This window comes from Pseudoalteromonas aurantia 208, assembly GCF_014858725.1.
In the GTDB taxonomy this organism is placed as follows: domain Bacteria; phylum Pseudomonadota; class Gammaproteobacteria; order Enterobacterales; family Alteromonadaceae; genus Pseudoalteromonas; species Pseudoalteromonas aurantia.
The window spans coordinates 151925-163780 of sequence record NZ_AQGV01000015.1 but is presented as its reverse complement, the minus strand read 5'-3'; the positions used below and the strand labels follow the sequence as shown (position 1 = coordinate 163780).

Genomic DNA, 11856 nt, shown 5'->3' with positions numbered 1-11856 from the left:
TATAAAAATGACGAACAAACCGGAAAATACACTGCCAGAACTAAAAATAACGTCATTTTGCGACACTATCAGATGTGTTCCATGCCATGGAACAAAATTTTACTAACATAAACAACTCCCCAGGCTACAATTTTACTAACTCCCATATCGGATAAATTACAATTTTACTAACTCCTATTTATCATCAAAAAAGTCAATAGTTGCATAAATTGCAACCTGTAAAGGCCCTTTACACTCTTCATAATTCAACCACATTATTGATTAACAATACGCACAGCTCCATATACAAACCAAATTATAATGCACTACTTCGCAAATTTTATATTCATTACCATACTAATTACCTCTTATAACACAGAGGCATCAGTGTCACTTTCAACCATTGAGAATTTAATTTCACAGGGACAATTAGAGCAAGCTTATTCTACATTAAAAACCGTTGAGGCAAGTGGTAAGCAAAATCAAAATAAAATACAACTGACATTCGCGAATATTTTAAGAAAGCAGCATAAGTATGTCGAAGCAATAGCCGTACTCAATAAAATAGAGTTATCACCTTCAGCACCTTTGCTCTTTCAATATGAAGTGACTAAAGAGCGCGGGATCAACTACCGAAGAAACCATCAGTTAGATATGGCTGAAAGCACCTATCTAGATGCACTAAAATTGGCAAAACTAACCCAAGATACAACCTTAATAGGCCAATCTTATAATAATTTAGGCACGCTATACGACACAAAAAATAACGTAGCCACATCAATGGAGTATCACCTCAAAGCACAGGAGATATTAAAAGATTCTATTAACTGGGAAGTGAAAGCATCAAACTTTTACAATCTAGGAGACCTTTCAGTACGTATTCATAACCTAGAACAAGCTGAATTCTTTTTCACCAACGCGCTTATTAATGACAAAAAAAGTAAACAAGTAATGAATATCGCAGATACTGCGATCCGGCTGGCTGAAGTGACGTTGAAAAATAAAAAATATCCACAGGCCTTATCGCAATTTTTAGATGTCATAAAGATTTTAACGCCGCTGGATGCCAACTCTAATCTATCCAGAGCCTATAACTCTCTACACTTAATCTACATAGAACTTGGCAATCATCATATGGCACTAAGTAGCATTCAAAAGAGTTTAAATCATTCATTAAAAACGCAATCACCAATACAACAATCTTATTCATATTTACATATCATCAAATATCATCTCAAGTTAAAAAATATAGCCCTAAGCGAGTTATACATTGCCAAAGCTGAGCCATTAATTAAGACAATGAACAATCATATCTTTGAGGCAAAACTATACCTATACAAAGCAAAGTACGAAAAACTAAAACAACGACACAAAGAAGCCTACACTTACTTAAATAAAGCATTTTCCATCCATCGATTAGCTGACATTGAAGTTAATCAAGGTGCCACAGAGCAATACAAACAACAAGTCAATGCACTTGTGCAATATCAAAAATTAGCGCAAACAGAGCAAAAGTCAGCATTAATGAAAGTTGAGCTAAAGAACCAAATCTTACTAAAACGCTCGTGGCTCTTAGCTTGCATTATGGTACTCCTCCTTAGCGCTATCGTTGTTTACCTGTACATCATCAAACACCGAAACGCTCAGTATAAGGCTAAGCTATATCAAACTAACCTCAAACAAAAAGATCAAATGCTAGCTGATATATCACACGAACTTCGAACTCCACTTAGTGTTCTAAAGCTACATGTTGAAGCACTTGAACATAACCTGTTAGATAATAAAGTATTAGCGCACAGTAAAATTAATAATAAAATATCTCAACTAAATAATCTTATTTCAGATGTATATCAACTGTCACAAGCACAAAACCAAGCACTACAGCTTAACTGGCAACAATACCAGCTGAGCACACTTATTGCCTACTACCTCTCAGACTCAAAGGCATTAGCTGAACAACATAATCTACGCTTTATTGCTGATATTGAGATTGCTGATGACACCTATATAACGACCGATAAGCAAAAGCTAGATCAAATTATTACTAACTTAATCAAAAATGCATGTTTATATACAGATACCCCAGGGCATATCAGATTAAAAGTCCGAATATGTACTGAACATATCTTTATTCAGATCGATGATACCACTCCAGGAGTGTCAGATGCGCAGCTTAATAAACTTTTCGAGCGCTTATATCGTATAGACAAATCTCGCAGTCGAGCATTAGGGGGATCTGGGTTAGGGTTGTCAATTTGTGAAAGTTTGACACAAGCTCTGCAAGGTGAAATATGTTTACATCACGGTAAATCCGGAGGTCTATGTGTTCGCATGAAATTACCTATAACACCCACAATGTAGTTTCTTCACTACGATACTGTTCATACCAGTTTCACCTTTAGAAGCCCTAAATAAGGCCTTTCACTTCATTTTTCTTCCACATTGTATTGTTTTAATACCAACATAGAATATTGGAGAGAAATTTATGACACAACGAACAATTAAGCATGGTGATTGGGTAAAAATCGTCGAGTCACGCACGGAGCAAAAAAAACAATCACTGCGCAAAGGGTCGCGTAAAAAAGTAGTATTGAATAAAAAAACCCAATTCCCTATTGTATCAATGTTATTGGCTGGTTTTATTATCCTAGCAAGCGCTTGGGTGTATTTTTTTGAAGAAAGTACAACGCACAGCTCACTTTTAAATGCAAATGCTCAAAATAAGATATCCCGCTATTTTTCAAAACAATTTATGATGGGCAGCTGGCAGTTTAAACAAGCAAAATTTGATACTGGTGAAGTCAATATATTCATCAGCATCCCGCAAAAACTTGCGATGAATAAGAATGAGCTGGAAGGTTATATTAAACACTCTTTATGTCCACCTGAAAATAGCCGAGTTTGGTTGGACATTGATAAAAACAACTTATTCATCAACCTTTATGTTGATTCACCAAGAAAAGGAAGTTTTGCGCAGTGCAGTAACCCAAACCGCCAAACTTAATCCTCCCTTTTTTAGCCCCCTGTACACAGCTTTTGTAAAGGGGGTTTACACCAAAAAACAACTTACTCAAGCTCTAAATTGGCTTTCTCTAATAACTCTACTGGCAACTCTTTACTCACCGATACTCCCAACTCTTTAAAGTCAGACGCTTGCTTAATCAAATTTCCTTTACCATGATAGAGTTGTGAAAAAGCCCGATCATAACTTTCTCTGGCCTTATCTAACTGGCGACCAACACCTTCCATACTGTGCAAAAAGCTATTTAACTTGCCATAAAATTTTTCAGCTCGAAGCGCTAACTCTCTACTGTGCTTACTTTGTTCCTCAAATCTCCACAGTTGCTTTACTATATTCATACTCGTCAACAGCGTAGTGGGTGTCGCTACTAGCACATTCTGCTCAAGTGCTTGCTGATACATATTCGGTGTGTGCTTAATAGCTTCAACAAACGCTGATTCAATCGGAATGAACATAATCACAACATCTGGTGAGTTGAGCCCTGGCAACCTCTCGTAGGATTTATCTCCGAGCTCTTTGATACGCGATAGAACAGCTTGTGAGTGTTCAATTAAGGCTGTATTCGCGTCTATTTCGCTCGTTGCATTAACATATCGTGTATACGCATTCAGCGAGGTTTTCGCATCTATAACTAGGTGTCTTTTTTGTGGTAAATACACTACCACATCAGGTCGATATTTACCGTCATCTGTGGAGAATGAAACCTCTCTTTTATAATCATACCCGGCCCTTAATCCTGCGCTATCTAACACATTTTCAAGCATAAGCTCGCCCCAGTTACCCTGAACTTTTTTCTGGCCTTGCAAAGCATTTGTTAACTGGCTGGCTTGCTCGGTAATATTTCGATTATTCTCTTGTAAGTGAAGCAATTCGGTTTTTAATGAGGCTCTTTGCTTTAACTCCTCGCTATGAATCGCTTCCATTTTGTCTCTAAAACCCTTTAGTTCACCTTGAACAGGCTTTAAAATTTGGTCGATTGTCTCTTGGCTTTGTTGACTAAAGCGTGCCGTTTTCTCTTCAAAGATCTGATTGGCAATATTTTCAAACTCCAGCTTTAACTGCTCTTTTGAATTTTTTAGTTGCGCTATTTGTGCATCAAATGCTTGCTGTTTCTGCTCAAACATAGCTTTAATATCCGTAAGCTCGATTTCAAGTTTGTGAGCGTGAGCTTGAGCATGAGACAAATTATGCTCACTTTTCTGCCATAATTCCTGAAATTGATGAACTTGGGTTTGCTTTTCAGTGAGTCTTGCTTGGTATTGCTGACAATGACCATGAAGCTGTACTTTTTCTGCTTGAAGTTGCTGATGCTCAGTTTGCAAAGTTTGAAGCTGAGATTGCACTTGTTCTTTAGCACTCAAACAATGAATGTATTGTTGTTCAAGCACTGTACATTGCGTTTTAAGTAAGTGGCGACCTCGATAATAGAAGGGGAGGGGACATAAAATCGCCGATAAGAATAACGTGCCATGCAACCAAGATAATTGAGAAAAGAGTGCATCTAACATAATGTTCTCAGGTAATATTTTTAGTTAATAATACCTGAGAGCCTAACTGATATCACTTAATTAGTGTCATTGATTTGTTGTTCGTCATAACGATAGCCTGCGCCATAAACAGACCCGACCAATTTTGGAGAACAATCCAACAACTTGATCTTTTTTCGAATGTTTTTAATATGACTATCAATCACTCTATCTGAGATATCGAAGTTATCTGGTTGAATGTAATCTAAAATTTGCTGCCTTGAAAAAACGCGGCTAGGTGCATTATACAATAGCGCAAACACATCAAACTCAACTTTCGTTAGCGCGAGGATTCTACCTTTTAACGTTACAGTGAGTTGCTGCTCATCAACATTCACTAATTTCTCAGTTTCAACAGCGGGTGCGCATCTTCGCAAAATAGCTTTCACTCTCATTACCAATTCTGCTGCACTGAAAGGCTTACACACATAATCATCTGCACCAAATTCAAGTCCCTTTAGCCGATCAGACTCTGCTACTTTAGCTGTCATCATAATAATCGGCACCATGGAAAAGGCACGAATTTTCTTCATACATTCAACGCCGTCTTGATTTGGCAGCATGATGTCCATCAAGATTGCATTAGGGCTGTTTTTCTCAACCCAAGAAACCACATCTGCACCGTCAGCAATGTGTGACGTTTTAAACCCCGATGCTTTAAAAAATAGCATAACTTGCTCTGCTATATCAAAGTCATCTTCAACGATTAGGATGTGCTGCATAATTTCTCTTTGCTTAATTATTACTTAATTGATTTGCTTTTAATTGGTTTTTCACATCATTTTTTAACGAATCAGACAGTGTTTCGTCAAACAATAACATTGTTAAAATACTATTTAGGTCGTCACTGGTTGCGACCTCTACCAGTAGATCATAGTCACATTGTGATACAGGTTCAATAAAGTTTAGATGCGATGGTGTTTCTTCATGACACAACATATATATTCACCTTCTAGATTAACTAAGTAATACTAGTTCAATGAACCAGTTACCTTATTTCAATGTATCTATTTAAACGAAACAATGTGGATCAAATGTGGAATTTCAAACCCAATATAAAATTTACGGACAGAAACAAAAAAGCCAGCAAAACCTGCTGGCTTTATTACAAATAAGTAATCAAGGGGGAAATCAACGTTAAGCTCACTGCTGCCAATAAGCATAATAATAGACAGCATACTTTGAAGTTAGTTCAGAATTATTTCACTCATTTCAAAATTATTTTATGATTTCAACATTTCTAACATCTGAGTTTCATCAAATTGGCTTAAATTTAAGCTCTTATCTTCAAATAAAGCATCAACCAACGCCTGCTTCTGCTGCTGCATACTATGCACTTTTTGCTCAATAGAATTAGCCATAATAAGTTTATAAACAAAGACCGGTTTATCTTGTCCAATACGATAGGCTCGGTCCGTCGCTTGATTTTCTACTGCAGGGTTCCACCATGGGTCAAAATGGATCACGGTGTCAGCTTGTGTCAAGTTTAGTCCCGTGCCACCCGCTTTTAAACTAATCAAAAATACATCACATAGCCCTTCTGTAAACGTACTTATTACACGTTCACGGTTTCGTGTTTGGCCCGTTAAAGTTGAAAATCCGATTTCACTTTCAGTCAATTGCTTTGCAATTAATTCCAGTACTGATGTAAATTGGCTGAAAATAATTATTTTTCTTCCTTGCGATAGCATGACGGGCAGGTGTTCACAAAGCCACTGAAACTTAGCACTTTCACTATTAACTTGCTTATCCACAAGCTGTGGGTGACAACAAATCTGACGCAACTTTAAAAGCGCATCTAAAAATACAAGTTTACTTTTTTGCGCTCCTTGCTCTTTAAACAATGTCAATAACTTATCTTCAATTTTGGTCTGGACACTGTGATATAAATTCGCTTGTTCTGAAGTAAATTCAAGCTCTTTAATTAATTCCGTTTTATCTGGTAACTCTTTAACAACATCCACTTTTGTGCGCCTTAAAATAAAAGGGGCAATTAAAGCTTTCAACTCGTTAGCACGAGCAATATCTTGTTCTTTTTCAATAGGAATTTGAAAGTAGTGCTTGAATTGTTGTTTAGTTCCCAAAACATCTGGCATCACAAAATCCAGTAATGACTTTAACTCCAATAAATTATTTTCAACAGGCGTACCACTAAGACACAATTTAAATTCCGCTTGTAATTGCTTAACACATTTAGATACTTGTGCTGATTCGTTTTTAATATACTGAGCTTCATCCAGTACAATAGAATCAAATTTAAGGCCTTTGTAATAATGCAAATCACGCTTTAACAATGGGTAAGTTGTTAATATAAACCGAGCTGTATGTACACATTCTAACGTTTTTTCTCTATCGGAGCCGTGCACTGTAGTTAATGTTAAGTGCGGTGCAAACCGCTTAAATTCATTCTGCCAATTGCTTACCAGACTCGTAGGACAAACAATTAAGCTAGGCTGAGTCATTAATGTATTATGTTGACTAATAAAATAAGCAATCACTTGCAGTGTTTTACCAAGACCCATATCGTCAGCCAAAATACCGCCAAGCTGATGTTTATTCAGAAACTTTAACCAACGTACTCCTTGTTCTTGATAATCTCGTAGTACAAACGTTTGGCTATCAGTAGATGGGATATTAAACTGAATGCTTTGGGGTGAATCAAGTTCAGCTAAATAGTCAGTCAATTTCGCATCTGAGCTTACCACTGTGGTATTCTCTAACTCGTAGAGCTTTCTGGCGTACGATAAAGGAAACTTGAACTGTTGACTTGAACTGTAATAACTAAATCGAGCTTTCAAACCAAGCAATTCATTAAAAGTAAGTGTAGGTATTGCATAGAACTGATCTGCAATTTGAATATACTGATGCAAATCAGCTAAATTATTGACATCAAGTGGCTCAGTCACATCCCAATCAAGTAAGATAGACTTACCATCAAACATCAATTTACCTAAAATATGGTGCTGCTTATCTCGCTTTAGTAACAATGTAATTTTAGGCGTTTGCACTGTTAACTCATGTGTTAGCTCATCAACAAGCCAATTTTGCGATTGCAGTTTAGGTCGCACCTCGTGATTAAACCAATGTACTCCATTTGCATCATTTACTGGTAATAAAAACAATCCATTTTCAATTAAAAGACCCAAGCCTAATAGTACTTTTTCACATCGCTTAATGTATTTTGCATATTCCGTTTTAGAAAGCTCATCAGTTTTATCAATCGACAATGAAAAGCCTTTACTTGGTGCGAGCTTTACAATATTAAGCCTTGTACGTAAATGTACTGAATGAGTAGGCGCTACGACCCCTTTTGGACTGCCAATTACATCAGTTGCAAATGTCTCTGAAAATCGCTTCATGACTTGCTGCAACTGATCGTTTGCAACACTAGGCATACTTTGTAAATGAGCGATTTCTGCGGCACTGAGTTCGGAGTTTATCCTACCAAGCACCAACTTATCTGTATCTACATACATTGGCGGATCAGTTCTAAGTAGTAACCAGTTATCAATGGAAGATAATTGAGCACATAATTGCGCATTAGATTGGCTCATATCCCAAACAAACTGCAACCGTTGCTGATGACCCAATGTCAAAGGTTGGCGTTGAGTTTGTAGGTAAAATCGTTTTGTTTTTACCAGTTGCTCAATCGCTGTAAACCCCCAGCGTCCAAATAATTCGAAATGACCCGGTGGGTTTTGCGAACGGATCCAGTTAAATAACCTAAAGTCTGATTCGAGTAAATCTTGAAGAGGGATATGGCTATTTAGTTGTTGTTCCGATAATGGTCGGCCTAGTGGATACAGACCATCAGGCCGCAATGGTGATAATTTTGGGCTTAACAGCACTTCTTTGTTATGAGGCTCTAAAACAAATAACAAAACGTTGTTGGCGCCTTGGATGCTATCTTGTTGTAATTGAATAAGCTCATTAAACCAGTCGTTAACTAAATAAGCTTCTCCAAACCCGCCTGAGTGCTCTATTTTTAATTTAAGCAACACTGCAGCAATATGACGACACTTGGGATTGTTAGAGCACGTACATTGGGCCTCTACACGAGCTGAATTATTAACTTGAGAAATCTTAATATACTGAGAAAAAGTATTCCCAAAATTGCCTAATACTTGAGAATCTATACGAGAAAAGTCATCCGAGTGATCTAAGTAACTAATTTGCGAATTATTTAAATATTCCTTTGCTTTGACTAATAAAGCGCTATTGAAGTACTGCTTCAAAAACCGTTCAGACAAAGGAAATTGTGTTGCTTGTTCCTGTTTAATTTCTTCGAACAATGCAAATAATTGTTCTTTAGATAACTGCGTTGACATCAGTTCAGCATGTAAAATGAAATATTTCGCCAGTATATGAAATTATAGGAACTACCAAAAGGGTTATCTCGTAATAAAGTCGCGATTTTTAACTGGTTGGAGTAGCGAATTAATTCTCATTGCTTGTATTTCAACCAGTTAAAATTTTTCTATTATTTTGCTAACTTAATTATGTGGATTAATTGTAATTAGCTAATAGCTTTTGCAATTGATCAATTCTTTTCTGAGTCAATACCTTACTATCAATTTTAATTGTTACGTCGCCACTTTTAAGGTTCCTTTGAACTTTAATGAATTTGTTGTCTAACAAAGCTTCTGAGCGGGCCGGTTTGTTTTCAAATGTTGTTAAATAATGGGTTATCAACATTGCTCGCTTTTCATCACTGACTGTATCATTCAAAAATTCTTGATCATGAATATTTAAATGATTAATTTCGAATGCATTTTTATTAATCTTAATAGCTTCAATTAATTTCTTTGCAGCTTCTCTACCCAAATGATTGGCTGTTGGATACAAGCTAAGCACTTCCTTTGGAATATATTCAAATGCTTTTAAAGCATCAGCAACAGCTGTATGAGATACGCCTTCAAGTGAGCCGATCTCGCGATATGACCCCTTTAAGCCTTGCTCCATAAGATAAACTTTGGTGGCATGATAAGCTTGTCCTAATTCCCATAGACTCGGTGCAATGTATTGATCTGATGAAATAGCCAATGCTTTAGCATCTTGATCATTAAAATCAGAAGAAGTGAGTATAACGTAATCAGCCTCAGCGAGCATACAGGCCTTTCTTCTCCTTGAACCTGATAAGACCCATTGTTGTTGTCCTTTTTGCCAGCACAGAGCCGGGTGGAGGTTTCTCTTATCATTTTTTATCGCTGGTAAGATATCTGCGACGGACTTTTCATTTAGTAATGATTGCTCACGTCTATTTTGACCATAAACCTGAGTATGATTTTCTATATTATGTGATTTTATCACTTGGCAGGTTAATGTAATTGTACGTTGTGGATCACTTGGTGCAGGCATAGTGATCACATCACCAATTTTAGCTTGATCCAATAGATCATCCAGACTACTTCCTTCTACTGGAGTTGCAAAAGGATCTAAACGGGTGTCATTTTTACGTTTTTTAGCCATGTTATTAAAAACCTTTTATCATTGACCGAGTGATGATTGTGTAGATAACCAATTAGAACGAATTAACATTTCTAATTCATCGACAACATCTTTTATATTTTCTTGTGATTTTACTAAAGATTCTCTACTGGCTAAGCTATCAGATGTTTTTTGATCAAAAATAGTATTAAACGATGAGGAACTCGCGGTTATTGCTGAGCTATGATTTATTGGATAACTCATAACTTGTCGACCAAATGCACTGCGAACGTCTTTAACAATATCTCGTTGCGAATGATTACCTTTAACATAGTTAGTAACCAAAAATTGCATAAAGTCCCAGCCCTCATGACCCAGTGCTGCGACAGTATGGTATATCTCACCAAGTCTTTTTAAATATTTGTTATTCGCATCAAAATCGACAGCCTCTGGATGTACAGGAATGAGCATTGCAGTAGACGCCATTAATGCATTATAAAACATAAAATTTAATGATGGGGCAGTATCAATTAAAATTATGTCAAATTGTGATTCAACTGGTGTTATCACTCTTTCTAAAAGTTTATGGTAATGCCGAGTTTGATCATAGCTTGAACTCTCTTTTAGTTCTGTTGCTGTTTCATGTTCAAAATAAAAATCATCCATTCCTGAAGGTAATACTCTAATATTTGGAATATGGGTTTCTTTAAAAGCATTGGTAACAACATCAGACCAACTTTCATCTTGATCTAATTCAATACAATCTCTCATTAAATCGCCAACCGTAATTGGTTCAGGATCATTCGCAGGAAAAAAGCTTGATGATGATCCTTGAGGATCTAGATCTATTATGCCAATTCTGTATCTTTTAATATTTGTTGTTGCAAGTGCAGCAGCGATATTGACAAGTGATGTTGTTTTACCACAACCACCTTTAAGTGAATTGATAACGATAACTTGTAATTTATCAGTTGACTTACGTTGATCTGCTGCAACTCCAAGTATGTCAGCCATAGAAAAAATATTAGCCAATGTATATGCGTAATGTCCATTTGCACCTTTTTGAATATGCAAATGATCGAAGTCTCCTTGATCATGTCGCCTTTTCAATGTTCTATTGTTACAACCTAATAAGTCGGCAGCTGCTTTTTGAGTGTATGTTCTAAGCTCTTTTTCATCTGTTTTTAAATGAGCTCTGTAATGCTGAATTCGACCTTCTAATGATTGTTCAGCAACCTCAGCGGTTGCTTTTAACAAACGATAGGTTGATAGTGCTTTATTATTGATTGACATACGCGATATCCTTGACTTGATACCAAACATTATAATGTCCATTACTTTAGTAGTAAACATAAAAATATAAAGACATAGTATCAATTCAATTTACTTTAGAATAAATAAGAAGATTAAATTGGTTAAGTATATAGGTATTAAAGGATAGAGCATAAAAATAACAACTAAACCATTGATAATAATCAAGATTAATTTAAATGTTAGATCGGGTTTTAACGAAGTAAAGATCCGATCTTTATGTACTCCCAGATCACTATTCTACTAAGTATAAACTGAAAAGGTTAATTGAGCACAGCTTATGCACACAGTTACTCACAAAACTATTGGGTTGGATCGTGTTTATACTAAGTAAATTCAATAAGTTATAAACATTTTCTTTTGTACTTCATAGATCTAGTAGATTAGGATCGGATCCATTCTAAGTATAGATCTGATCTATACCAACAGAGACTAAAGTTATCCACATAGCGTTAAGGAATCGCCTTATTTTGACGTATATTTGAAAGGTTTTTTGAAAGCTGGGCCGGAAATATACTCTATGTTAGTAATATATTGATCCAAAATATTTCTTAGTTGGTAAAAATTGGATCTATGAAAAAAAAAACGTCC

Annotated in this window: 8 protein-coding genes; 2 read left to right on the top strand and 6 right to left on the bottom strand. The window is 36.2% G+C overall.

Going from position 1 to position 11856, the window contains the following annotated elements; translation table 11 throughout:
- Positions 1-366 precede the first annotated feature (366 nt).
- Both PAUR_RS23930 and PAUR_RS19185 read left to right on the top strand, forming a co-directional pair.
- Positions 367-2340: an ATP-binding protein gene (locus PAUR_RS23930; protein ID WP_192509339.1), complete on the top strand. Its 1974-nt coding sequence runs from the start codon at positions 367-369 to the stop codon at positions 2338-2340.
- 124 nt (positions 2341-2464) lie between these two features.
- Positions 2465-2983 carry a hypothetical protein gene (locus PAUR_RS19185; RefSeq protein ID WP_192509338.1) on the top strand — a complete coding sequence of 173 codons (519 nt, stop codon included), beginning with the start codon at positions 2465-2467 and terminating at the stop codon, positions 2981-2983.
- A 62-nt stretch (positions 2984-3045) separates the two neighbouring features.
- Here the strand turns inward: PAUR_RS19185 and rmuC are convergent, their stop codons facing one another.
- The 6 genes from rmuC to PAUR_RS19155 all read right to left on the bottom strand — a co-directional run bounded on the left by rmuC (position 3046) and on the right by PAUR_RS19155 (position 11247).
- Complete coding sequence (gene rmuC, locus PAUR_RS19180; protein ID WP_192509337.1) at positions 3046-4509, bottom strand: DNA recombination protein RmuC; 1464 nt, start codon at positions 4507-4509, stop codon at positions 3046-3048.
- A gap of 56 nt (positions 4510-4565) precedes the next feature.
- Positions 4566-5249 carry a response regulator gene (locus tag PAUR_RS19175; RefSeq protein WP_192509336.1) on the bottom strand — a complete coding sequence of 228 codons (684 nt, stop codon included), beginning with the start codon at positions 5247-5249 and terminating at the stop codon, positions 4566-4568.
- 13 nt (positions 5250-5262) lie between these two features.
- Positions 5263-5466: a hypothetical protein gene (locus PAUR_RS19170; RefSeq protein ID WP_192509335.1), complete on the bottom strand. Its 204-nt coding sequence runs from the start codon at positions 5464-5466 to the stop codon at positions 5263-5265.
- 284 nt (positions 5467-5750) lie between these two features.
- Positions 5751-8855: a DEAD/DEAH box helicase gene (locus PAUR_RS19165; RefSeq protein WP_192509334.1), complete on the bottom strand. Its 3105-nt coding sequence runs from the start codon at positions 8853-8855 to the stop codon at positions 5751-5753.
- 178 nt (positions 8856-9033) lie between these two features.
- Positions 9034-9996 (bottom strand): ParB N-terminal domain-containing protein, encoded by a 963-nt coding sequence (locus tag PAUR_RS19160; RefSeq protein WP_192509333.1) that lies wholly within the window; start codon positions 9994-9996, stop codon positions 9034-9036.
- An 18-nt stretch (positions 9997-10014) separates the two neighbouring features.
- Complete coding sequence (locus PAUR_RS19155; RefSeq protein WP_192509332.1) at positions 10015-11247, bottom strand: AAA family ATPase; 1233 nt, start codon at positions 11245-11247, stop codon at positions 10015-10017.
- Positions 11248-11856: the final 609 nt, after the last annotated feature.